Origin of the sequence: Rhodococcus sp. NPDC056516 (genome assembly GCF_042794655.1) — a bacterium.
Lineage (GTDB): Bacteria > Actinomycetota > Actinomycetes > Mycobacteriales > Mycobacteriaceae > Rhodococcus_F.
Map to the genome: position 1 here is coordinate 720,606 of NZ_JBHTTG010000001.1, position 23,205 is coordinate 743,810.

General features: G+C 61.1%; 24 protein-coding genes. 15 read left to right on the forward strand and 9 right to left on the reverse strand.

Annotation, left to right across the window (positions count from 1 at the left end):
- Nucleotides 1-101: 101 nt before the first annotated feature.
- From ACFQ6Y_RS03475 to ACFQ6Y_RS03520, 10 genes are read left to right on the forward strand one after another with little or no spacing between them, the layout of a single operon-like run.
- A complete protein-coding gene (locus ACFQ6Y_RS03475) occupies nucleotides 102-644 on the forward strand; it encodes a VOC family protein (RefSeq protein WP_378628959.1) in 543 nt (180 codons plus the stop codon).
- 2 nt (nucleotides 645-646) lie between these two features.
- On the forward strand, nucleotides 647-1,411 hold the full coding sequence (locus tag ACFQ6Y_RS03480; protein WP_378628963.1) for an SDR family NAD(P)-dependent oxidoreductase: 765 nt from the start codon (nucleotides 647-649) through the stop codon (nucleotides 1,409-1,411).
- The gene (locus ACFQ6Y_RS03485; protein ID WP_378628966.1) at nucleotides 1,401-2,321 is read left to right on the forward strand and encodes a 3-keto-5-aminohexanoate cleavage protein; all 921 of its coding nucleotides are present in this window, start codon (nucleotides 1,401-1,403) and stop codon (nucleotides 2,319-2,321) included. The genes ACFQ6Y_RS03480 and ACFQ6Y_RS03485 overlap by 11 nt, the downstream gene beginning before the upstream one ends.
- Before the next feature lie 58 nt (nucleotides 2,322-2,379).
- The gene (locus ACFQ6Y_RS03490) at nucleotides 2,380-2,736 is read left to right on the forward strand and encodes a hypothetical protein (RefSeq protein ID WP_378628968.1); all 357 of its coding nucleotides are present in this window, start codon (nucleotides 2,380-2,382) and stop codon (nucleotides 2,734-2,736) included.
- The gene (locus ACFQ6Y_RS03495; RefSeq protein ID WP_230815246.1) at nucleotides 2,736-3,170 is read left to right on the forward strand and encodes a hypothetical protein; all 435 of its coding nucleotides are present in this window, start codon (nucleotides 2,736-2,738) and stop codon (nucleotides 3,168-3,170) included. The genes ACFQ6Y_RS03490 and ACFQ6Y_RS03495 overlap by 1 nt, the downstream gene beginning before the upstream one ends.
- Nucleotides 3,167-4,162 (forward strand): dihydroxyacetone kinase subunit DhaK, encoded by a 996-nt coding sequence (locus tag ACFQ6Y_RS03500; protein WP_378628974.1) that lies wholly within the window; start codon nucleotides 3,167-3,169, stop codon nucleotides 4,160-4,162. The genes ACFQ6Y_RS03495 and ACFQ6Y_RS03500 overlap by 4 nt, the downstream gene beginning before the upstream one ends.
- A gap of 29 nt (nucleotides 4,163-4,191) precedes the next feature.
- On the forward strand, nucleotides 4,192-4,824 hold the full coding sequence (dhaL, locus tag ACFQ6Y_RS03505; RefSeq protein WP_378628978.1) for a dihydroxyacetone kinase subunit DhaL: 633 nt from the start codon (nucleotides 4,192-4,194) through the stop codon (nucleotides 4,822-4,824).
- On the forward strand, nucleotides 4,821-5,714 hold the full coding sequence (locus tag ACFQ6Y_RS03510; protein ID WP_378628982.1) for a 3-keto-5-aminohexanoate cleavage protein: 894 nt from the start codon (nucleotides 4,821-4,823) through the stop codon (nucleotides 5,712-5,714). The genes dhaL and ACFQ6Y_RS03510 overlap by 4 nt, the downstream gene beginning before the upstream one ends.
- Complete coding sequence (locus ACFQ6Y_RS03515) at nucleotides 5,707-7,437, forward strand: IlvD/Edd family dehydratase (RefSeq protein WP_378628985.1); 1,731 nt, start codon at nucleotides 5,707-5,709, stop codon at nucleotides 7,435-7,437. Before ACFQ6Y_RS03510 ends, ACFQ6Y_RS03515 begins: the two co-directional genes overlap by 8 nt.
- Complete coding sequence (locus ACFQ6Y_RS03520) at nucleotides 7,424-8,179, forward strand: SDR family oxidoreductase (RefSeq protein WP_378628990.1); 756 nt, start codon at nucleotides 7,424-7,426, stop codon at nucleotides 8,177-8,179. The genes ACFQ6Y_RS03515 and ACFQ6Y_RS03520 overlap by 14 nt, the downstream gene beginning before the upstream one ends.
- Nucleotides 8,180-8,184: 5 nt before the next feature.
- On the opposite strand, the gene ACFQ6Y_RS03525 is transcribed toward ACFQ6Y_RS03520, so the two are convergent.
- The 3 genes from ACFQ6Y_RS03525 to ACFQ6Y_RS03535 form a co-directional block, all read right to left on the reverse strand.
- On the reverse strand, nucleotides 8,185-8,970 hold the full coding sequence (locus tag ACFQ6Y_RS03525; protein WP_378628993.1) for an IclR family transcriptional regulator: 786 nt from the start codon (nucleotides 8,968-8,970) through the stop codon (nucleotides 8,185-8,187).
- 92 nt (nucleotides 8,971-9,062) lie between these two features.
- Nucleotides 9,063-10,619, reverse strand: a complete 1,557-nt coding sequence (locus ACFQ6Y_RS03530; protein ID WP_378628996.1) for an alpha/beta hydrolase — start codon at nucleotides 10,617-10,619, stop codon at nucleotides 9,063-9,065.
- A gap of 76 nt (nucleotides 10,620-10,695) precedes the next feature.
- Nucleotides 10,696-11,463, reverse strand: coding sequence for a MerR family transcriptional regulator (locus ACFQ6Y_RS03535; protein ID WP_378628999.1), 768 nt, complete (start codon nucleotides 11,461-11,463; stop codon nucleotides 10,696-10,698).
- Nucleotides 11,464-11,637: 174 nt separating this feature from the next.
- Between ACFQ6Y_RS03535 and ACFQ6Y_RS03540 the strand changes: the two genes are divergently transcribed.
- From ACFQ6Y_RS03540 to ACFQ6Y_RS03555, 4 genes are all read left to right on the forward strand, one after another.
- Complete coding sequence (locus tag ACFQ6Y_RS03540) at nucleotides 11,638-12,588, forward strand: TauD/TfdA dioxygenase family protein (protein WP_378629003.1); 951 nt, start codon at nucleotides 11,638-11,640, stop codon at nucleotides 12,586-12,588.
- A 130-nt stretch (nucleotides 12,589-12,718) separates the two neighbouring features.
- Entirely contained in the window at nucleotides 12,719-13,849 is a 1,131-nt protein-coding gene (locus ACFQ6Y_RS03545) for an ABC transporter permease (protein WP_378629793.1), read from the forward strand.
- Nucleotides 13,846-14,532, forward strand: a complete 687-nt coding sequence (locus ACFQ6Y_RS03550) for an ABC transporter ATP-binding protein (protein ID WP_378629006.1) — start codon at nucleotides 13,846-13,848, stop codon at nucleotides 14,530-14,532. Before ACFQ6Y_RS03545 ends, ACFQ6Y_RS03550 begins: the two co-directional genes overlap by 4 nt.
- 27 nt (nucleotides 14,533-14,559) lie before the next feature.
- Nucleotides 14,560-15,111 carry a TetR/AcrR family transcriptional regulator gene (locus ACFQ6Y_RS03555; RefSeq protein WP_378629010.1) on the forward strand — a complete coding sequence of 184 codons (552 nt, stop codon included), beginning with the start codon at nucleotides 14,560-14,562 and terminating at the stop codon, nucleotides 15,109-15,111.
- A gap of 9 nt (nucleotides 15,112-15,120) precedes the next feature.
- Here the strand turns inward: ACFQ6Y_RS03555 and ACFQ6Y_RS03560 are convergent, their stop codons facing one another.
- A complete protein-coding gene (locus tag ACFQ6Y_RS03560) occupies nucleotides 15,121-15,495 on the reverse strand; it encodes a nitroreductase family deazaflavin-dependent oxidoreductase (protein ID WP_378629012.1) in 375 nt (124 codons plus the stop codon).
- A 109-nt stretch (nucleotides 15,496-15,604) separates the two neighbouring features.
- Between ACFQ6Y_RS03560 and ACFQ6Y_RS03565 the strand changes: the two genes are divergently transcribed.
- Nucleotides 15,605-16,258, forward strand: a complete 654-nt coding sequence (locus ACFQ6Y_RS03565) for a TetR/AcrR family transcriptional regulator (protein WP_378629019.1) — start codon at nucleotides 15,605-15,607, stop codon at nucleotides 16,256-16,258.
- Here the strand turns inward: ACFQ6Y_RS03565 and hutG are convergent.
- The 5 genes from hutG to ACFQ6Y_RS03590 form a co-directional block, all read right to left on the reverse strand.
- Nucleotides 16,255-17,223: a formimidoylglutamase gene (gene hutG / locus ACFQ6Y_RS03570; protein ID WP_378629024.1), complete on the reverse strand. Its 969-nt coding sequence runs from the start codon at nucleotides 17,221-17,223 to the stop codon at nucleotides 16,255-16,257. The two genes, ACFQ6Y_RS03565 and hutG, sit on opposite strands and share 4 nt — an antisense overlap.
- A 23-nt stretch (nucleotides 17,224-17,246) precedes the next feature.
- Complete coding sequence (gene hutI, locus ACFQ6Y_RS03575; protein ID WP_378629028.1) at nucleotides 17,247-18,437, reverse strand: imidazolonepropionase; 1,191 nt, start codon at nucleotides 18,435-18,437, stop codon at nucleotides 17,247-17,249.
- 37 nt (nucleotides 18,438-18,474) lie between these two features.
- The gene (gene hutU / locus ACFQ6Y_RS03580; RefSeq protein ID WP_317552059.1) at nucleotides 18,475-20,148 is read right to left on the reverse strand and encodes a urocanate hydratase; all 1,674 of its coding nucleotides are present in this window, start codon (nucleotides 20,146-20,148) and stop codon (nucleotides 18,475-18,477) included.
- Between the two features lie 51 nt (nucleotides 20,149-20,199).
- Nucleotides 20,200-21,636 (reverse strand): purine-cytosine permease family protein, encoded by a 1,437-nt coding sequence (locus tag ACFQ6Y_RS03585; RefSeq protein WP_378629032.1) that lies wholly within the window; start codon nucleotides 21,634-21,636, stop codon nucleotides 20,200-20,202.
- A 202-nt stretch (nucleotides 21,637-21,838) separates the two neighbouring features.
- Entirely contained in the window at nucleotides 21,839-23,203 is a 1,365-nt protein-coding gene (locus tag ACFQ6Y_RS03590; RefSeq protein ID WP_378629037.1) for an FAD-binding oxidoreductase, read from the reverse strand.
- Nucleotides 23,204-23,205 lie beyond the last annotated feature (2 nt).

Genomic DNA, 23,205 nt, shown 5'->3' on the forward strand with positions numbered 1-23,205 from the left:
GAATTCTTCATTCTTCAGGCGAGCATGCGCAGGACATCATCACTTATCAGGATCACAGTCGTCGACCGTGGTCTCGTCGGCAACGAACAAACGAGGACTTCGTGAGTAGATACTTCGGGCCTTTGCGCCAATTGGGATATGTGGTCAACGACATCGACAGCGCGCTCAAGCATTGGATCGACGTTGTCGGCGTTGGCCCCTTCTTCTTCGTGGAGGACCAACCGTTGAACGACTTCGTCTTCCGTGGCAAGTCGAGTGCGCCTCGATTCAGTGTGGCGCTCGCGCACAGCGGAAGCGCGCAGATCGAGCTGATTCAACAACACAACGATGAGCCGTCGGCATTTCGCGAGTTCGCCGATCACGGCCTCGAAGGGCTTCAACATGTTGCCTACTGGACAACGGATTTCGAACGACTTGTGGAGGAATCTCAGAACCGAGGTCTCGTCGAATTGCAGAGTGGTAGGTCCGGTAGTGGCGCGCCGGACGAGCGATTCGTGTACTACGAGGACGGTCCGTATCCGGGAACAGTCATCGAAGTCTCGGAGGTCAGCGGAAGGAAGGGTGATCTGTTTCGCGCAGTCGAGGCTGCATCGAAGGAGTGGGACGGGTCGAATCCCATTCGCGACATGAGGAAGGTGCTGTAGTCGTGAGTAGGAAGGTAGCGATCGTCACTGGTGGCGCATCCGGGATCGGCCTGGCAACGTGCAAACGATTCGCCGACTTGGGTTGGCATGTCATCTCTGCCGACCAGTCGCATACATCCGGAGACACTGCGCCAGAACCAGATACACGGACGGTCGGCGTTCGAGTAGATGTCACCGATGAGGGAGGCATCCGACGGCTTCGCGACGTCGCCGAAGAGCTGTTCGGTCGTGTCGACACGGTTGTGACCTCGGCGGGAACCGCGGACAACGCGCCGATCCGGCACACCACACCCGATCGATTCAGGCGAACCCTCGAGCTGAACCTCGTTTCCACGTTTGCGGTGGTCAGGGAGTTCGTGGATCTGCTCGCCGCAGATGGCGGCGGATCCGTGGTGACAATTGCCTCGGTTTCCGGCCTACGCGGCAGCGTAGACCGTGCTGCGTATTCCGCCTCGAAAGGTGGCGTGGTCGCGTTGACCACACAACTCGCGATCGAGCTCGCCGGCGAGGGGATCCGAGTCAATTGTGTTGCACCGGGTTCGACGCGGACACCGCTTGCAAGTCGGGCTCAGAGCCCTGAAATGCAGAGCGCCATCTTGCAGTCGATCCCGTTGAGCCGTTACGCGGAGCCGGCTGAGATTGCCGAAGTCGTGACCTTTGTCGCTGGTCCCGGCGCCGGTTTCGTGACGGGTCAGACGTGGACAGTCGACGGAGGTCAGTCGATGACGGCCGGTTGGAATCTTCCGAAGGAGCGACATGACTCTTGATGCAACGCCGAGTGCAACCGAGAAACCCGTGGTCATCGGAGTACACGTCAATGAGAACACGATGCGTGTACCCAATCCCCACATTCCGTGGACGCCCAGCGAGATAGCCGACGCAGCCCGCGCTTGTGAGGATGCGGGGGCGTCGTTGATGCATTTTCACGGTCGTACAGTGGACGGCGCCGCTGATCACTCGGCGGCAACCTATGGAGCGATCATCGAGCGAGTTCGGGCGGTCTCGAATCTACTGCTGGCGCCGTCGATGGCTAACGTTCCCGGGTTCACAGTCGAGGAGCGGCTGTCGAATCTTGCCCCGAACCAAAGCGATCCGAAACGACGTTCGGATTTTCTGGTCGTCGATATGGGTTGTGCCGCGATGGATTTGATCGATGCGACGACGGGCCGTTACACAACCGAATCCAGAGTCTTCGTCAACGACACGCAGACGCAGATCGCGTTACTCTCGCGTGCTCAGGAATTGGGAATGGTGCCGTACCAGACGTCGTTCAACGTGAGCTGGACTCGTGCGATCTTTGCTCACGCAAGAGTTAGGAATCCGCTGTCACCATTGGTAATTGCGTTCATTCTCGGTGGTGACGAATTTCCGGCTGCACATCCGGCGACAGCTGCAGGGCTACGTGCGCAACTGGATCTCCTGCCAGCTGATCTTCCAGTGGAGTGGATTGTCTCGGCCTACCGAGGCAATGTTCTTGCAGCAGCGGAGGAGTCGATCAAGCGCGGTGGCCACGTGGCAATTGGCGCCGGTGACTACCACTACGAAGAACTGGGATACCCCTCCACGCCTGATCTGGTCGCCGAAGTTGTTTCGATCGCTCGGCGGTACGGGCGTGAACCCGCAAGTCCTGATCAGGCACGTCGAATTCTAGGGGTGGATGTCCATGCGAGTAGTTGAAACCGAAGGTGCCGAACCCATTTTGGTTCATTCCTCTAATGGAATGAGAGTGTGGATCATGGATTCGATCGCGTTCGCTTCCTCGGCTCAGGCCGGCGACGTAATCGTGACCGGATCACACGGAGGGACGAGTGCTGGAGAGTACGCCGTCGAGTTCGGGGTTCGTGTTGTGGTGTGCAATGACGCCGGCATAGGGAAGAACAAGGCCGGAATCGCAGGTTTGGCTGCGATCGACGCCCAGAAGATCGTTGGCATTGCAGTCGGACACGAGAGTTCGCGTATCGGTGATGGCAACGACGTGTGGGAGTCCGGCATCGTGACCTATGCCAATCCGACTGCAGTCGCAGCGGGTGTGCGTGTGGGCAGCCGCGTTTCCGAAGAAGTGCTGGCAATGATAGAGAGGAGCGTCGACTGATGTTTCGGAACATTGTCGGTGTGGAGAACGGTAGACAGATTGTCGTCATGGACAGTATGTCGCAGATCGAACGGTCGGACCGCGACCGCATCGTCGTTGCGGCATCCAACGGCGGTCAAGAGTCAGGGCGGATGGCGATTGCGACGGGCTGTGCGTTGGCCGTGCTGAACGATGCCGGAATCGGCAAAGACAACGCAGGGATCATCGGAATCGTCCGCATGGGAGATGCGGGACTTGCCGGCGTAGCAGTCAGTCACGACTCTGCCGAGATCAGCAATGGAATGGATATGTGGCACAACGGAACTGTTTCGTATGTCAACGAGCCCGCAGCGGCGGCTGGGATACGGGTCGGTGACAACGTCCGCACGTGTGTGAGTGCGTTCGCGGTTCGCTTCCCTGTCGGTGCAACGTCGGCGTCCGAGAGTTCGTCATGATCGGCCATGTGGTCAACAGGCCTGAGGATGTAGTCCGCGAAGCGCTCGAAGGACTTCAGATTCTGCACCCGGAAATGCTCTCCTACCAACGAGATCCGTCGTTTGTGACTCGCGCGGTTGTGGCCCGAGACAAAGTTGTGTTGGTCTCAGGTGGCGGGGCCGGGCATGAGCCGCTACACGCGGAGTTCGTCGGATCCGGAATGTTGGACGCCGCAGTTCCTGGGTCGGTCTTCGCCAGTCCCACAGCCTTTCAGATCCGCGCTGCGGTCAATGCTGTCGAGACCGGACGGGGTGCGCTGCTCATCGTGAAGAACTACACCGGAGACAAACTGAATTTCTCGATCGCGGCCGAGTTACTCGGAACTGAGCGGCAAGTGGAGATCGTGATGGTCGACGACGACCTCGCGACGGCGACTGCAGACGAGGGTGGACCTGGACGTCGTGGTACCGCTGCGGTAATTGCCGTGGAGAAGATATGTGGGGCGGCCGCAGAACGGCACTGGGCACTTTCCGAGATCGCTGACCTGGGGCGCCGGGTGGTGGCAGCGTCGGCAACGTTGGGTGCAGCTTTCCGCTCGTGCACGCCTCCCGGACAGGATCGTCCGTCATTCGAACTGGCGCCGGGGGAGATGGAGTTCGGCATCGGAATCCATGGTGAGCGTGGACGTGAGACGCGTCCGACGGTTCCCGCCGCCGAACTCGTCGCGCAGTTGTCGGAGCCGATCCTCGATGCTGTCGGGGCGGAGCGCGGGGACGGTGTGATAGCGATAGTGAATGGGTTAGGGGCAACCCATGGACTCGAATTATCTATTGCCACTGCAGAATTGAAGTCTTTCCTCGCGGATGCCGGTATCGGTTTGGATCGGGTGATTGCAGGTTCTTTCGTCACTGCATTGGATATGCACGGGCTCTCTATCACCCTTCTCCGTTCGACCGAGGAGTTTCTGGATCTCTGGGATGCAACGGTACGCACTCCCGCACTCGCTTGGTAACTCGAATATGCACTACTGAAAAGAGTTTCATGATGACAACATTGAGCGTCGGGGACACTCGGGCGTGGATCGATCGATTCGCCGACGCCGCCGAAGATCAAGTCGATTCCCTCACAGATTTGGACCGGCTTGTCGGAGACGGCGATTTCGGAATGAATCTGCGGACGGGCCTGCGAAGCGCGGTGCAACGACTTCGTTCCGACCCGCCGACCAGTCCTGGTGGAGTGTTCGCCCGTACGTCGGATGCGTTTCTCGACATCGGTGGGACAAGCGGACCACTTCTCGGTCTGTGGTTCGGCCGGATCGGGGCAGTCTCTGGAGTTGAAGTGACCGCAACAGACTTGGCTTCTGCCCTGGGTACGGCGACAGCTGCGGTGCAGCGTCTCGGCAATGCCCAGGTGGGGCACAAGACCATGGTCGACGCCATGGTGCCGGCAACCAACGCATTGACCGAGGCGGCAGTCAGCGGGGCAACCTTGTCCGCTGCTTTGGACTCTGCGGCCACGGCTGCGAGGCTGGGCGCCGAATCGACTCGCGCGATGCTCGCCCGCCGCGGACGCGCGACCTACGTGGGAGAACATGCCAGGGGCGTCGAGGACCCTGGGGCATCGGCGATTGCCATGTTCTTCGCCGCATTCAGCTACACGAGCGTTCCGGCATGAGCGATCTGCGAGACAAGGTCATCGTGACAGTTGCCCCGACGGGTGGTTTCCTCACTGCCGCCGACAATCCGTTCATTCCGACTCAGCCTGAGCAGATTGCGGCGGATGTGGCACGCTGCCGCAGTGCTGGAGCCAGCGTGGCAGCACTTCATGCTCGACGACCGGACGATCAAGCGACCTGTGATGCCGCAATCTATCGGCGGATGAATACGCTTGTCCGCCAAAGCTGCGACATCGTGATCAACAACTCGACCGGAGGCGGAGTCAACGGTGACATGGTGAGTGTCCGCAGTGACGGAACGCGCATCGTGGACTGGGACGCGAGGCTGCAGGGCCTGCATGGCGGAGCAGACACGTGCACGCTCGATGCCATCACAGCCTATGTGACATCACCGGTCGGTGAGGTACTAATGGACACGCCGCCCAGTCGTGCCGCCGAACTGGCAGCGTCAATGCGCGAACTAGGAATCAAACCTGAATGGGAGGCCTTCAGCCCGTCACATCTGCTCCAGGAGATACGTACGTTGACGGAAGGGCAGGCTGGCCCGCACCTCGTCAATCTTGTTCTGGGACTTGATCGAACCTTCCAGAATGCGATGCCGTACTCCCCGCAGATCTTGCAGCAGATGGTGGAACACCTACCGGAGAAATCGGTCTTCTCGGTGAGCATCAGCGGGCCAGATCAACTGCGTGGTCTGACTCATGCACTCGTGCTCGGTGGGCACGTGCGTGTGGGAATCGAAGACTATCCGTTTCTGGCGAATGGAGAGCCGGCCGAGAACGTTCGTTTGGTGGAGAACATCGTCGACATCGTCCAGCGACTTGGAATGCAGCCTGCAACGCCTGGGGAGGCAAGGGCGATCCTTGGTTTGGATGGTTCGGATGAGTAGAACACCGACGAGTAGAACACTTCGCTCGCAGGATTGGTTCGGAGGCAAGGATCTCAATGCATTCATCCACCGCTCGTGGATGAAGAACCAGGGTATCCCTGATCGGATGTTCGACGGCCGACCGGTTATCGGTATCTGTAACACGTATTCCGAGCTCACGCCGTGCAACGCTCACTTCAGAGATCTGGCCGAGCAGGTGCGTCTGGGAGTCGTCGAAGCAGGCGGATTTCCAGTTGAGTTTCCGGTGATGTCATTGGGTGAGACGATCATCCGCCCCACCACGATGCTCTATCGGAACCTCGTCAGCATGGATGTGGAGGAGTCGATTCGAGCCAATCCGATTGACGGCGTCGTACTGCTCTGCGGCTGCGACAAAACCACCCCGGCGCTGGTGATGGGCGCAGCCAGTTGTGACCTTCCCACCATTGTCGTATCCGGTGGGCCCATGTTGAACGGCCGCCATCAAGGTAAGACTGTCGGATCTGGAACCTCGGTGTTCGAGATGAGTGAAGCAGTGCGAGCCGGATGTATGAGTGAATGTGAGTTCAGAGCAGCGGAATCGGCTATGTCTCGATCGCCCGGTCACTGCAACACTATGGGCACCGCGTCGACAATGGCGTCGATTGTCGAGACTTTGGGCCTCACGCTCCCCGGTAATGCTGCGATCCCGGCAGTGGATTCACGGCGACGGGTACTTGCACGCGACAGCGGCGTGAGAATCGTGGAGATGGTGGCCGAGAACCTGACGATGTCTTCGGTCGTCGACCGAAATTCATTCGAGAATGCGATCAAGGTGAACACGGCTATCGGTGGGTCCACCAACGCTGTGGTGCACTTGCTTGCCATCGCCGGAAGGCTGGAAATTCCCCTCGAGCTCAGCGATTTCGGGGAGCAGAGTCGTGACGTTCCTCTGCTGGTCAACCTCATGCCTTCGGGTACCTATTTGATGGAAGATTTCTTCTACGCAGGCGGACTGCCTGCGGTGATCGCCGAGCTCGGAGACATCCTCCATCTGGATGCCGCCACGGTTACCGGAAAGACTCTCGGTGAGAACAACTCCGGCGAAACAATTTGGGACGACGACGTAATTCGTAGCACGGCGGCACCGTTGCTGGAGCAAGCCGGCATAGCGGTATTGACCGGCAATCTCGCGCCGAACGGTGCAGTGATCAAGCCATCTGCGGCGTCGCCGGAGTTGCTCAGCCACGTGGGCCGTGCGGTCGTGTTTCACGGAATGGACGACTTCACGGCACGCGTCGACTCGCCGGATCTCGACATCGAGGCCGACGACGTCATCATCCTCACCGGTGCTGGGCCGAAGGGGTTTCCGGGTATGCCAGAAGTAGGTAATCTGCCACTCCCTCGAAGGCTACTCGAGCGGGGTGTACGAGACATGGTCAGGATCTCTGATGCGCGAATGAGCGGAACAGCCTTCGGCACAGTCGTTTTGCACGTTGCGCCCGAAGCGGATGCCGGTGGGCCTCTCGGCGCGGTCAGGGATGGTGATTTGATCGAGTTGGATGTTGCTCGTGGGGTCTTGCGCGTAGTCGTCGACGACGACGAGTTGGCCAGGCGTCTCGAGGCGTTGCCGCCACGCGTACAAAAAAGTACGAGTGGGTATCAACGACTGTTCGTGGATCATGTGATGCAGGCCGACCGCGGAGTCGATTTCGATTTCCTGGTGGGCAGGCGTGGAACGGAGGTACACGGTGACAATCACTGAGCGTGTCGGCCGAGTCGTGGTCGTGACCGGTGCCGGGTCGGGACTCGGCCGCGCAATGGCCACAGGTCTACTCGATGCAGGGCATGACGTTGTATTGGCTGGTCGAAACAGCGTGAGCTTGGAAGCGACAGGTGGGGATCACGAGCGCGCAGTGGTAATTCCCGCTGATGTGTCCTCGCCCGAATCGGTTCACCGGTTGTTCACATCCGTAACTGAGCGTTTCGGCAGACTCGATGTGCTTGTCAACAACGCAGGGACATTCGGGCCATCGGGGAGTGTGGACGAGATCGATCCTGAAGCGTGGAACGCGACAGTCGCAGCCAATCTCACCGGCGTATTCCTCTGTGCGCGTGAAGCGATTCGTATCATGAAAACACAGGATCCGAGAGGAGGCAGGATCATCAACAACGGGTCGCTCTCCGCTCACACACCCCGGCCCGACAGTGCCGCCTACACCGCGACCAAACACGGTGTGTCAGGTTTGACGAAGTCGATCTCTCTCGACGGCCGAGAATTCGACATCTGTTGCAGCCAAATCGACATCGGCAATGCGGCAACTGACATGACAGCCGGAATCGGCCACTCGGCCAGACAAGCTGACGGCACCACCAGGCCCGAGCCGACATTCGATCCTCGTCATGTCGCGGACACCGTTGTGCAACTGATAGATCTACCACTCGACGTGAATGTCCCTACTCTGACGATGATGGCAAACCGGATGCCGTACGTCGGGCGCGGTTGACGGCGTCAGCGTCGTTGTAGGACAGGGCGGACGACGGACTGGGCACTCGAGAGATCACGTGAGATGGCGATTGCCGTCGTGCGCACTGCCGCGTCGATACGGGTCAGATTTATTCGGCCTGCCATACCGGAAATGGAGATGGCGCCGAGGACGTCTTCGTCCGGGCCGAATATTGGTGCTGCGGCGCCAACGATCCGGGGAAATGCTTCCTGGCGGTCGAAGGCGACACCACTCTTGCGAACACGATCCAGTTCTCGGTGGAAGAGTTCGGGATCGGTGATGGTGTTCTCGGTGTGTGCTTCGAGGACAGTGGGCATCGTGAAATTCGCAGAGTCGGTGAACGCCAATACTGCTTTGCCGGAACAACTTGCGTGGGCAGGCCACCGACCACCGATTTGCTGCGGAAGGCGTGGTCCGTCGTCACCGCGGAAGACATCAAGGTAAACCACGTCGAAACCGTCCAATACAGCGAGTCCCACGTTGTGTCCCGTTGCTTCACGCAAGGCCGAAAGGTGGCGCCGCGCTGCTTCGCGGAGGTTTCGCTGCCGTGGAACAGATTCGCCGATCTCGAACAGGAGGAGACCCAGGCGGTAGTTGGTTCCTTGCCGTTCGAGCAACCCGACTCGGACGAGATCGTCGACCATTCGATACACCGTTGTTTTGGCCATGCCTGTCCGTCGAACCAGCGCTGCTGCGCTGAGAACGCCTGAGCTGTCACGAAAAGTCTTCAGGATTTCGGTGGAACGACCAATTGCCGAAATCTCGCCATCGGCCCGATGAATGGGACTCATCGAACTATTCTGTCTGCCTGATGCGCGATTGTCGAGGGGCAATCGCGCATCAGATCACGCAGGACTTCCGGTGATGGGATCGCCGGATATAGTCACGACTCGCACACCACGTCTTCGCCCGGCAGTGAGCCGTCGAGCAGATACGAGTTGACTGCGGCGTTAGCGCAAGTATTCGCATAGCTGGGGAACACCGCATGAGTACGACCCGGAACTGTCACCAGCCGTGAGCCTTTCATGGCTTCATGCATACCAAGTCCTTCCTCGTACGTCGTGCGGGTGTCTCCGGTTGCCTGGATCTGCAATGTCGGAACGGTGTTGTCGATCTCGATCCGCTTCGGGGGCTCACTGCGCCAGAACGCGCAGGGCATGATCGTGTTGTGCGTGCCGGCAAAGATCGGCTGATCATCACGGTGCTCCTCCAACTTGTTGCGGTACCACTGGGGATCGCTCGGCATCGACACGTCGCCGCAGACGATGGCGATTGTTCCGGCGTAGTCGGGGCCGGTACCCAGTTCGGTCTGGAACCACGCCTGCATCAGTCCCGTCAGCTGGGGATGGATGTTCTCGACGGTCTTGCCGGCGGCGAGATCGCGCAACTGAACCAATACCTGTGCGAATGCCTCGCTTTCCTTCTCGGTGTCGCCGGTTCCGTTGACGTACATCAGGAATGGAAGGACGTGATCGTCGACGGCGTAGTCACCGATCCGAATTGGAGTGGTGGCTGCATCCGAGATCAGCTTCTCGATGAGGGCGCGAACTTCGGTGGGCGTCGATCCGAGCGCATAGGTGGAGTTGCGTTCCGCTGCCCACTGCGAGAATCCGTCGATCGCCTTCTCGTTGGCCGGGCCCATGTCCTGGAACATCTCGTATCCGTATTTCTTCGGATCCGGTGCACTGTCGAGAACCACACGATCGATCCTGTCGGGGAACATTTGAGCGTAGGTCGCACCAAGATAGGTGCCGTACGACCACCCGAAGTACGACGCCTTCTCCTGGTCGAGGGCGCCGCGAATCACGTCGAGATCGCGGGCGATATTCTGAGTATTGATGTGCGGCAAATAGTCCGGGTACTTGTCCCAGCATTTGTCAGCGGCCTCACGTGCGAGCGCGACACTCTCGTTCCACCCTTCGTCCGTGGTACCCGGTGAACGCATCCATGACATCTGCTCGACGCCGCAGTCGATCGGCGTGCTCTTGCCGAGTCCCCGGGTGTCCATGCCGATGACGTCGTACGCCGCCGCGACCTCCGGTGTCATGCCCGCATTCAGAATCTCGGGCAAGCTCAGACCGCGGCCACCCGGGCCGCCAGGGTTGGTGAGCAGGATCCCGCGTTGCTGCGCTGGGTCCGTGGACGCGACCCGCGAGATCGCCACTTCGATTGTCTTCCCGTCAGGGACAGAATAGTCCAAAGGCACTGTGACCATGGCGCAGTCACTTGCCGTTGACGTTCCGGTGTCTGTGGCGCATGGTCCCCATTCGACATCCTGGTCGTAGAACGCGCTGAGATTTGGTTGTGGATCTGTCTGCGGGGCAGTAGGTTCCGAACATGCAGCCAAGGCGGGTACGGCGAGTGCGGCAGCGGCGACTGTGAAAGCCAGCCATTTTCGCGGTCGAGGCATGCGTGATCTGGGCATGATGGATCCAGTCATTGTCGTGTCCTTGTGTCGAGCCCGATTCGGGCAGCGTTGATCACCCCACTTCGAATGTGGGGGTTTATGAGGGGGTTCAGGGTCGAGATTGGCGGGCGGCGAACTCGGCCGCCACTGCCTTCGCGAATCTTTCCTGGGTGGCGGTTCGTCGATCCGCTTGGTGTTCGCGCAGTACCGCTACCAGACGAGTGGGTGAAGCACTCTCCGGTGCAGCCTGTTCAGGTAGCACGCTCTCGGTGAAGTCGCAGAACTGAATGGCAAGGGCCGCAATCGTGTCCGCGTCCGCCGGGGCGTCGGTGAGGGCGTCCATGCGAGTGATCAATTCGATTGCCTGCTCGCGGTTCGGCTCGGCCAACGCTCGGTGATGTGCGCTCAGGAGTGAATCGCAGACCTCGGGATCGCCCCCGGAGACCGTGAGCGCGAGGATCAGAAGTTCGCGCTCGTTGTCGATCCATGCTGTCGGCGCACCGGCCACGACGTACTGTGCGAGCACTTCGGAAAATGCATCGGGTAGTTCGGGATCGGCGTTGCGGCGTAGTGACTCGATGTGGGCACGTTGTACAGCGATCTGTTCGGCCTTGGTTGCCAATTCCTTGTCGAGGGCGTCGAGCGCGGACCGAGTGTCGTGAGCATCGCCGTCCAGGAGTTCGGCGATTTTGGCGACGGGGATCCCCAGATCGCGCAGACGACGGATCCGGCTCAGTCGTGCCAGGTCCACCGCCCGGTACATGCGGTAGCCGTTGGGTTGGCGTTGTGGTTCCTCGAGAAGCCCGTTCGAGTGGTAGTAGCGCACGGATCTGACTGTGGTGCCGGCCAAATTGGCCAGCTCGCCGATGGTCATCATCGTTCTGCCCTCCCGTGATCGAAGCGGTTTCCGTCTGTGGAAACCATTCTCCAACCCTGACGCAGCGTCAGGGTCAAGGTTCGGATGAAGAACGTGACCGTTGACACGTTAAGGACATAACCTTAACCTGGATTCTGTCTGTTACGACATCGTCGATTTCGAGGAAGTGCCCTGATGGCTACCCTTTTTCCTGCGGCAACTATCTTTCCGATTCCCACCGATCCGCTTGCGGCCTACGGTCCACTCGTTGCTCGCCGGAATCCCGAGTCGGTTACCCCGGCGCCGTACGAACACTTTGTGGTCAAGGCGGTCACTCCGACGATCGGAGCAGAAATCTCCGGTATTCGACTCAGCGGGGACCTGTCGGATTCCGTGATTGCGGAACTTCGCCGAGCCCTCCTCGAATGGAAAGTCCTCTTCTTTCGGGATCAGGACCTCGGCCGAGCGGATCATCGAGCTTTTGCCGAGCGTTGGGGCGATCTCGAGCAGCATCCGTTCTTCAAGTACACGCAACCCGGGCAGACGGACGTCGATGTCACGACACTTGCCAAGGATGCGATGGTCGGCGGAGTCGAGAACAACTGGCACAACGACGTCACGTGGCACGAGTTTCCGTCGTTCGCAGCGGTGCTTCGTGCAGTCGAGGTGCCCGAGGTAGGTGGTGACACGTTATGGGCGGATACTGCAGCCGCCTACGACCTACTCCCGGAAGGCATCAAGAAGCGTATCGACCCACTTGTTGCAGAACATGATTGGATCAATTCGTTCGGTAGGTCGATGCCGGTGGATGCGGTCGAGATGTTGCGTCCGAAGTTCCCCGCTGTGCAGCACCCCGTGGTTCGAGTGATTCCGGAGAGCGGCCGGCGGGTGTTGTTCGTCAACATGACCTTCACGCAACGGATCCTCGGTGTGTCAGAAGAGGAGTCGAACGAACTCCTCACGATGTTGTATCGACACGTCAACCGTCCGGAGTTTCAAGTCCGTCTCAAGTGGGAGCCGAATACCGTTGCCTTCTGGGACAATCGGACGTGCCAGCACTATGCCGCCAGCGACTACTTCCCCGCGAGACGCGTGATGGACCGAATCTCGATTGTCGGAGATCGACCGATGGGTGTTGCGGACTGACGAGCCCAACCTCTACTACGGGTAGTAGTAATGCAGCTCACATAGTTTTTCGACGCCTTGTCGATATGATTTCGACAAGGCGTCGATAAAAGTCGGCGTGACTCGGACCGACGACTTTGGAGCTTCCCGAATGTTCCTCGCCCTGCGTGAACTGTGGTTTGCGCGAAACCGTTTCCTCTTGATGGGCGCCGTGGTTGCCCTCATCTCGATCCTGATGGTGATCCTGTCCGGACTCTCGTCCGGCCTGGTCAATGACGGTGTCTCCGCATTGCAGCGGACGCCGATTCAGGCGTTTGCCTTCGCGCCGGACACCAAAGCCGATTCGGCGTTCTCGCGCTCGGTCGTCACCGAGGAGCAGGCGCAAGCATGGCGCACGCAACCTGATGTCCAAGACGCCGAGCTCTTCGGCAACATGATCGTCAATGCGAAAACTCGCAGTGGCACTCCTGTCGACCTCACGCTCTTCGGCATCGAACCTGGCTCCTTCCTCGAGCCGGTCTCCGCCGACGGGAGGGGACTGCAAGCCGACACGGACATCATCGTCAGCTCTACCTTCCGCGATGACGGTGTTGCGATCGGTGACACCGTGATACTCGATCGACTCGGTACGGAGCTGACAGTTGTCGGATTCACCGAAGACAAGCGCACTTTCGGTCACGTCGACGTCGCCTACCTGCCCCTGCGCACTTGGCAGGAGGTTCACGCCGGTGCCAAGATCGGCGAAACCGCCAACGCCAGTGCCTATTCCGAAGCAAGTGTTGTTGCGATTCGGGGAGTTGGTGGCGCGTTGCCGGACCTCGTGTCGGGCGATGCGGCGGCGGGAACGTCCGCCAAGACGCTCGAGGAATCTTTCGACTCCTCACCAGGCTTCTCCGCGGAAATGATGACAATGTCGATGATCAAGGCGTTTCTGTACGCGATCTCCGCACTGGTGGTCGGTGCATTCTTCAGTATCTGGACGGTTCAGCGTGGTCGCGAACTCGCAGTGTTGCGCGCGATGGGAGCCTCCACCGCCTTCCTGCTTCGTGACGGCATGGCGCAGGCATTGGTAGTGCTGCTTGGATCCATCGGCATCGGTGTGTTGCTGGGCTTGGGGCTCGGTTCGGGACTCGAAGGCGGAGGGATGCCGTTCGCCCTCGAGTCCGGCCCTGTCGTCAACGGCGCAGTGCTCTTGGCGGTACTCGGGCTGGTCGGCGCAGCCGTTGCCATCGTCCGCGTTACCCGTGTCAACCCGCTCACCGCATTGGGAGAGAACCGATGACCACAGTCGAACGGACCACTACCGGATTGGTATTGACCACTGTCAGTCTTCGATTCGGTGACGGTGACTCCACAGTGCTCGCCCTCGACAACGTGAACCTCGAGGTCTCGGGCGGCGAACTTGTCGCGATCGTCGGGCCGTCAGGCGCTGGAAAGTCGAGCTTGCTCGCTGTGGCCGGCGGACTCGGTCGGCCGTCGAGCGGAACGATTGTCATCGACGGCGTCGACGTGTCGGCGATGCCGGCCCGTGCCCTGGCCAAACTTCGACGAGACAAGGTCGGCTTCGTCTTTCAATCCGGCAATCTGATTCCAGCACTGACGGCGCGCGATCAGCTTCGGCTCATTCCCAAGCTCACGGGGAGGCCGGGTCGCGATCCCGAGGAATTGCTCGACTCGGTCGGTATGAGTCACCGTGCAGATCGTCGACCTGGTCAACTCTCCGGCGGTGAACGCCAGCGCGTCGGTATCGCTCGGGCTTTGATGAGCAATCCCTCGCTACTGCTCGTCGACGAGCCGACGGCTGCTCTCGACCGCAAGCGCAGCCATGAGGTGGTCGAACTGCTCTCGCGCGAAACCCACGAGGCCGGCGTCGCTACGATCATGGTGACCCACGATCACGACGTGCTCGGGCACTGCGACCGCATCCTCGAAATGGTTGACGGCCGATTGCGTCAGAGCGAGTAAGCCCGCAAGGGGACTGGAGGAGATTCGGTGCCGAGGATCGATGCGCCCACTGTGGTCGAGCATCGTGCTGCTCAGCGCCGTGCCCTCCTCGATGCTGCACACGTTCTTCTGTCCGAGACCCCGGACCGCCCGCCGGGGCTCGGTGAGGTGGCAGCGAAGGCCGGGCTCGCCAGGTCGAGTGCCTACCACTACTTCCGGTCCCGGGAAGATCTCCTCAGCGCCGTCGTCGAAGACATGTTCCCGCGCTGGAACGACAAAATCGTCGAGGCGATGGCAGGCGCCGACGATCCGGTATGGGCGTACGTCGAAGCAAACCTCCAATTGGTTGCCGACGGGGAGCATGCGATAGTCGGAGCGTTGGCGACACTGACCCCGCAAACGTTTCGAGATTCGCGGATCATGGAAATGCACGACAGTCTTGTGCTTCCTCTTGTCGAGGCCCTCCGTCTCCGTGGTGTCTCGGACCCGAAACTCACCGCCAAGCTGATCAACTCGCTGGTGCATATGGGTACTGAACTGATCGAATCCGGTTGCAGCATGGAGGAAGTCAGGTCCGCAGTGCGTGAGGTCCTCGCGTGACGGGCAGCCTCAGGCAGTAGTCAGATCCATGCGGAGGTACTCGGTTATATGGAGCATTCTCGGGGGTTGGGATACGTCTGAGGAAAGTGCTTGAAACGCTTCGTCTTTCGCGACGAGACGCGGGGCGCCAAGGCTCACCTCCGTCTCGTTGACCGACAGTCGCGCGCTTCCCGCTTTCAGGACATTCTGTACCCAGTCCGAGTCCGATCCGTACACCAGAATGAAGATGTAGCCACCGTCGACCGGATAGGCGTCGAGAGGCGTGCGATACGTTGCGCCGGACGTGCGCCCGACGTGCGTCAGCACCGGCCACTTTCCGCTCGAGATTGCACGAGGATTGAACACCCGCTTGTTGACGTGTCCCCACCATTTCGGCATCGGCATTGTGATCTCCCTTCGCGAGAGCCTTACGGGCGTAAGGCAGGCTTACAGCTGTAAGGATGACTTACGCCTGTAAGGTTGTCAACGTATTCGTTCCTCGGAGGGGGTCTGTGTGTCACGAGAACAGCGGCAGCCGCTGAACAGAGCTCGCGTGCTCGAGGGTGCGATCCGCGTTGCCGACGCGGGTGGCGTCGAGGCCATCACGATGCGACGGGTGGCCCAGGAATTGGGCATCGAGGCGATGTCGCTCTATCACCACGTGCCGAACAAGGACGCGATTCTGGACGGCGTCGTCGACGCGGTGTTCGAGGCGATCGACCTACCCGACAGCGAGTGTGCGGATTGGCGGGATGCAATTCGTAGACGCGCGTCTTCCGCTCGCAGAGTCCTGTCGCAGCACCGTTGGGCTCTCGGTCTGCTGGATTCGCGGCGCAACCCTGGCCCGGCGACGCTGCGTCACCTCGACGCTGTGCTCGGAGTTCTCCGGAAGGCCGGGTTCACGGTGCCGATGGCAGCCCACGGAGTGTCGTTGATCGACAGCTACATCGGCGGATACGTTCTCCAGGAGGCAAATCTACCGATCGGTGCACCCGGAGATGTCGAAGAAGTTGCGAATGACATCCTCGAGCACTTTCCGTCTGAAGAGTTGCCCTTCCTTCACGAGATGATCGTCGATCACGGTCTGAGTCCGGCTTACGATCACACCAGTGAGTTCGCCTACGGTCTCGATCTCATCCTCGATGCGCTCGAGGCACGCCGAGGCTAGCGCTGAATCGGCACGTGCTTCGTGACTATCCGGTGGATCAGGCGAGCAGCCGTTCGGGCAGTGCGATTGTCGACGTCGAGGCTCGGGTTCAGTTCGGCGACATCGAGAACCGCGAGCTTGCCACTGGACGTGACTCGGTCACAGACGTATTGGATGGTTTCGAGGCTGACTCCGTAGGCCGCAGGTGCGCTGACGCCCGGCGCCACGGCAGCAGGGAGGACGTCGAGGTCGATGGTCAGGTAGACCAGATCGACGTCGTCGAGGAAGTCTGCGAGGAACTGATCCACGACGCCTCGACCGATCGCTTCGCATTCTTCGTCGAGCAGATAGCGAACGCCAAGGCGGTGAGCAGTGTCGAACAGGGCAGTGGTGTTGCTCGGCTGGCTGATTCCGATCACGCTGTACTGATGCGAGGTGCCCGCCGCTGCTTCGTCCTCGGCGATCTGACGAAAGGGTGTGCCGGAGCTGGGTATCGGGTCGCCCCGCAGGTCGAAGTGCGCGTCCAGATTGAGAATTCCGAGTTTGGCTCCGGCGGTACGCATCTCGGATCCTGCGACGCCGAGGTACGTGCCGTAGGCGATTTCGTGTCCTCCCCCGAGAACGACGGGGAAGTGTCCCGAATCGAGCGCAGCGCTGACGGCGTTCCCGAGCGAGGCTTGACCGGCCTCGAGCTCTTCACCCGACACGGCAACGGTTCCCGCGTCCTGAATCTGCAGCGGTTCGGCCAGCGCCATGGAGGCCAACCCCGCTCGCAAAGCGTCCGGGCCGTCTGCAGCACCGCGCCGTCCCTTGTTGCGCCGGACGCCTTCGTCGCTGGAGAAACCGATCAGGACGCAGTCGCCGGGCGTCTGGTCTACCGAATACGGTTGCACGGCATGGTGCCAACGCAAATGCTCGGCAGTGGTGCCGTCGGCGCGCCCTGTCCACGGCCTGGGTTCGATGTCGACTGCGATCTGATGTGCCACGACGGCCTCCCGGTGAGTGTATTTCAGTAGCTGGTGGCGAGTGCGCCGTTTTTCCAGACCTCGCGCACCAGCGGCACGCCCGGGCGGTAGGCGAGGTGGAGGTACGACGGTGCATCGAGCGCGATGGCGTCGGCACGTGTTCCGAGAGAAAGGGTTCCGACGTCGGAGCGCTGCAACGCCCGGGCGCCTCCTGCAGTGGCTGCCCAGACTGCCTCAGCGGGTGTCATGTGCATGTCTCGCACCGCAATTGCGATGCAGAACGGGAGGCTGGTGGTGTAGCAGGTGCCGGGGTTGCAGTCGGCGCCGAGAGCTACGGTGACTCCGGCGTCCAGCAGTGCGCGGGCGTCGGGGTACTTGTTGCGGGTGGAGAAGTCGGCACCTGGCAACAGTGTTGCGACGGTGGAACTCTGAGCCAGGGCGTCGATGTCCTCGGCGGTGACGTACGTGACGTGATCGACGGATGCGGCACCCATTTCGACGGCGAGCTGGACTCCTGGTCCTTCGCCGAGTTGGTTTCCGTGGACGCGGGGGATCAGTCCGGCGGCGACGCCTGCGCTCAGGACTGCGTGTGCCTGTTCGCGATTGAACGCACCGCGCTCGCAGAAGACGTCGATCCATTTCGCGTGTGGCGCACAGGCAGGGATCATCTCGTCGCACGCCATGGCAACGTAATCATCGGCGCGGCCGGCATATTCGGGTGGTGGAACGTGGGCCGCCAGCAGTGTGACCTCGTCGGTGAACTGCCCGGCGATCATCGCGCTGCGTAGTTCGCTCTCGGTGTTCTGCCCGTACCCGGTCTTGCATTCGACGGTTGTGCTGCCCGAGCGCAGGGATTCGTCGAGTAGGCGTCGAACATTGGCCTGTAATTGTTCGTCGGTGGCCGAGCGTGTCGCTTCGATGGTGTTGCGGATGCCGCCGGCAGCGTACTTTTCGCCCGCCATCCGAGCTGCGAATTCCTCGGCCCTCTCGCCACCGAACACCAAGTGCGAGTGGCTCTCCACGAAGCCGGGCAGGACTGCCCGGCCGCCGATATCCTGACCGATATCGGCAGCCGGGGCGTCGGCGGAATCGCCGACCCAAGCAACAACGCCGTCGTCGAAGACGATTGCCGCGTCGTGTCGTACGCCGAGCGTGCCCTCACCCAGAGTCGGGTCATTGGTGACGAGGGTTCCGATGTTGGTCAGAACTGTGGTTCGAGAACCATTCGTGGTCAATGTAATTCCTAACTCAGGGTGAGGTGGTGGAGCTGGTTCAGTTCTCGGTCATCGGGATACGGACGCCGCGGGTGGCTGCGGTGTCGATGGCGTGGTCGTATCCTGCGTCGGCATGCCGGATGACGCCCATACCGGGGTCGTTGGTGAGAACTGCTTCGAGCTTCTTGGCTGCGAGTTCGGTGCCGTCGGCGATGCACACCTGTCCTGCGTGGATGGAGCGTCCCATACCGACGCCGCCTCCCTGGTGAAGTGAAACCCATGAAGCGCCGGATGCGGTGTTGACCAGGGCGTTGAGCAGCGGCCAGTCGGCGATCGCGTCGGACCCGTCGATCATCGATTCGGTTTCGCGGTACGGCGAGGCGACTGATCCGGAGTCGAGGTGATCGCGGCCGATGGCGATCGGTGCGGACAGCTCGCCCGAGGCGACCATCTCGTTGAACTTGAGACCCGCGAGGTGACGCTCACCGTATCCGAGCCAGCAGATGCGAGCCGGAAGGCCCTCGAAGGCAACCTTTTCGCCTGCCATGGTGATCCAGCGGCGCAGGTGCTCGTTCTCGGGGAAGAGTTCGAGGATGGCCTTGTCGGTGGCCTCGATGTCCTTGGGATCACCGGAGAGCGCTGCCCAGCGGAAGGGACCGAGGCCTTCTTCGAAGAGCGGGCGGATGTAGGCGGGAACGAATCCGGGGAAGTCGAAAGCGCGGTCGTAGCCGGCCTTGCGAGCCTCGTCGCGGATGGAGTTGCCGTAGTCGAACACCTCGGCGCCGGCATCCATGAATCCGACCATGGCCTTGACGTGTGCGGCCATCGCGTTGCGGGAATCTTCGGTGAACTTCTGCGGATCCTTCTCCGACATGGTCTTCATGTCGGAGAAGTCGATGCCGATCGGCAGGTAGGCGAGGGGATCGTGCGCCGAGGTCTGGTCGGTCACGATGTCGATGGGGGCCTTCATCTCCAGCAGCGCCGGGAAGATCTCTGCCGCATTGCCTTCGAGGCCGATGGAGAGTGGCTTCTTCGCATCGCGTGCCGCGGTCGCCAATTCGAGCGCGTGCTCGATACTGTCGGCCTTGGTGTCGAGATACTTGTGGGCGATACGACGGTCGATGCGGGTGATGTCGCAGTCGACGCAGATCGCGACGCCGTCGTTCATCGTGACGGCGAGAGGCTGAGCGCCGCCCATGCCGCCGAGACCCGCAGTGAGGGTGATCGTTCCGGCGAGCGATCCGTTGTAGCGCTTCTTCGCGATGGCGCCGAAGGTCTCGTACGTACCCTGCAGGATTCCCTGGGTGCCGATGTAAATCCAAGAGCCTGCGGTCATCTGGCCGTACATGGTCAGGCCGAGGTCTTCGAGACGGCGGAACTCTTCCCAGTTCGCCCAGTCACCGACCAGGTTGGAGTTGGCGATCAGCACTCGCGGTGCCCACTCGTTGGTGCGGAAAACACCGACCGGCTTGCCGGACTGGACGAGCATGGTCTCGTCGTTCTTCAGCGTCTTCAGCGTGGCGACCATGGCGTCGAAGGCAGCCCAACTACGTGCTGCGCGACCGGTTCCGCCGTAGACGACGAGGCTGTCCGGGTGCTCGGCAACATCGGGGTCGAGGTTGTTCATGAGCATGCGCAGGGCGCCCTCTTGCTGCCAACCGAGCGTCGTGAGCTCGGGGCCGCGGGGAGCACGGACGGGGCGCGGCTCGTGGCCGGGGGTGCTGATTTCCATTGTGTTCTCCTAGCTTGCTGAAGTTCGAGCTGTTCGAAAAGTGGTGGGGGATCAGACGCGAGAGTCGGTCATCGCGGTGTGATCGGGGTAGATCATCGACGCAGGCGGATTGCTCGTGCGCTTGGCGAGTGGGTAGTAGATCAGGCCGGTGAATACGATTCCGACGATCCAGGAGATGTCGGCGCCGCCGAGCATGTCCGTGACGGGGCCGGTGTACAGCTTCTGCGCGAGGAACGGGATCTGGGCGAGAACGCCGGCGGCGTAGCAGGACAGCGCGGTGAAGTTCCATGCGCCGTATCGACCGTTGACGTCGTACAGCGCCGGAATGTCGATGCGCTCCTTGGAGATCAGGTAGTAGTCGATCAGGTTGATCGCACTCCACGGCGTGAACACCATGAGCAGCACCAGGACGAAGTTCTTGAAGTTGTCCAGGAAGTCGGCGCTGGCGGCGATCGCGATCAGTACCGAGATCGCGGTGAAACCGAGGATGTAGAGGGTGCGCGCGGTGCTCGAGATTCGTGACTGTCCGTTGAAGGCTGTGACGGTGGTCAGAATCGACATGAATCCGCCGTAGGCGTTGAGCACGTTCACCGTCAGCTTGCCGACCAGGATGACGAAGTAGATCAGGAAGGCGATGGCGGCCGGCCCTGCCAGGTCTCCCATGAAGCCGACCTGGTTACCCAGGAACGCATCGCCGGCGCAGGCCGCGACGAGGACGCCGAAGGTCATGGACCACTGCGATCCGATGACGCTGCCGAGGAACGTCGACCAGAAGGTAGTGCTCTCGGAGGTGCTGCGCGGCAGGTAACGCGAGTAATCGGCGACGTACGGGCCGAAGGTGAGCTGCCAACCGGCACCCAACGAGATCGCGAGCAGGAAGGTGACGATGTCGAAGCCCTTGATGCCGACGTACGAGGCGACGTCGTACTCGAGGAACAGTCGAACGGCCAGGTAGGAGAATCCGACGATGCCGACGACGGTCGCGACCTTGCCGACGATGTGGATGAGCTTGTAGCCGGTGACCGCGACGAATGCGGTGAGGAGACCGAAGACGACGATGCCGACGGTGGGGCTGTCGATGTGCAGGATCTTGTTGACGGCTTGTCCGGCCAACACGGTGCCCGTGGCAGCGAAGCCGAGGTACATCAAAATGACGAGAACGAGCGGGACGACGGCTCCCTTGACACCGAACTGTGCGCGACTCGAGATCATCTGGGGGAGGCCCATGCGTGGACCCTGTGCCGAGTGCAGCGCCATGACAGCGCCACCGAAGATATTGCCGATCAGAAGTCCGACGATCGCCCAGATGGCGTCGGCGCCGAATACGACGGCGAGGGCACCGTCGACTATTGCAGTGATCTGCATGTTGGCGCCGAACCAGAGAGTGAACTGGCTGCGCGGGGTGCCGTGTCGTTCTGCATCCGGGACGACGTCGATAGTGCGTCGTTCCGGAGTGAGGATGACCTCGGCCGGTCCATCGTGAGTCATAGGCCTGTCTTTCTGCTGCGAGCCCGTCGAGCGACGGAATCGACGTCGGGGTATTGCCCACCTTCTTCGTGCTTTGTGCCTGTTGCTCGGCGCTCTGTGCGCTGGGTCACTGTCACTGCGGATAAATGTATATGCCTGTATATACAGGCGTCAATACCCGCGACCCGTTTTCACGTAAATGCTGTGTAACACCACTCGGGAATCAGAAACCCTTACCCGGGTTGAGGATTCCGAGCGGATCGAACGCGGCCTTGATCGATCGGTGCAGTTGCATGCTGTCCTCGCCGATCTCGAGAGAGAGCCACCGGCGCTTCAGAACGCCGACGCCGTGCTCGCCCGTCAGGGTTCCGCCGAGTTCGAGAGCGCGCCGGAAGACCTCGTCCGCGGCGGTCCACACGGCGTCGGGGACCGAGCCGTCGGCAGTGCGGTCGAAGACGAAGGTCGGATGGACGTTGCCGTCACCGGCGTGCGCGACCGTCATGATCTTCACCGAGTGCTCGGCCGCCGCCCGGTCGATACTTTCGAGCATGTCGGGCAGTTTCGACCGCGGAACCCCGACGTCTTCCACGAGGCATTGCCCGAGTCGTTCGGACGCGGGGTAGGCGAGCCGACGGATCTCGAGTAGCTGCGCGGCTTCCGCTGCGTCTTGTGAGACGGCGACAAAATCTGCGCCGGCCTGCTCGAAGTGGTTCTCCATCGCTGCCGCTGCTGCGTCGGCGTCGACCCCGTCGGCCTGTGCGATCAGCATCGCGGCAGTGTTGTCTTCCAATCCGATCCGTTTCCAGTCGTCGACTGCGCGCAGAGTCGCGCGATCGATCAGCTCCAACAGGCTCGGCCCGATCCCGTCACGAACGACAGCGGCAACGGCGTCCGCTGCGGAGCGGAGAGAATCGAAACTGCCGACGACGGTGACCGGTGCTCTCTTGGGCTTGGGCTGCAACTTGAGGGTGGCGCTCGTGACGACTCCGAGAGTTCCTTCCGAGCCGACGAGAAGACTGGTCAAGTCGTATCCCGCAACACCTTTGACAGTCCTTCGGCCCGTCCGTACGATCCGACCGTCGGCTAACACCACCTCGAGACCCAAGACAGAATCGCGGGTGACGCCGTACTTCACACATCGAAGTCCGCCGGCGTTGGTGGCGATGTTTCCACCGATCGTGGAGATCTCGAAACTGCTCGGATCGGGGGCGTACATCAGCCCGTACTCGTCTACCGCTCGACTGATGTCGGCGTTGATCACCCCGGCTTCCACGACAGCGAGCTGATCGTCCGGATTGACCTCGAGAATCGAGCGCATGCGAGTGGTCGAGATGACCAGACAGCCCTCGACGGCTGTCGAACCGCCCGCCAAACCGGTTCCCGCGCCGCGGGTTACCACCGGGACCCGTTGAGCAGTAGCCCATTTCAGAGCCTCGGAGATGTCGGCCGCAGTTTCGGCGAGCATGACGGCCGCCGGCTGGCCGGGTTCGGCGAGATGGGCCTCGTCGCGACGGTACGAGTCCATTACCGACGGGTCGGTGATCAGGCGACTCGAACCGATCGACCGAGCGAGTTCGTGGACGGACATTC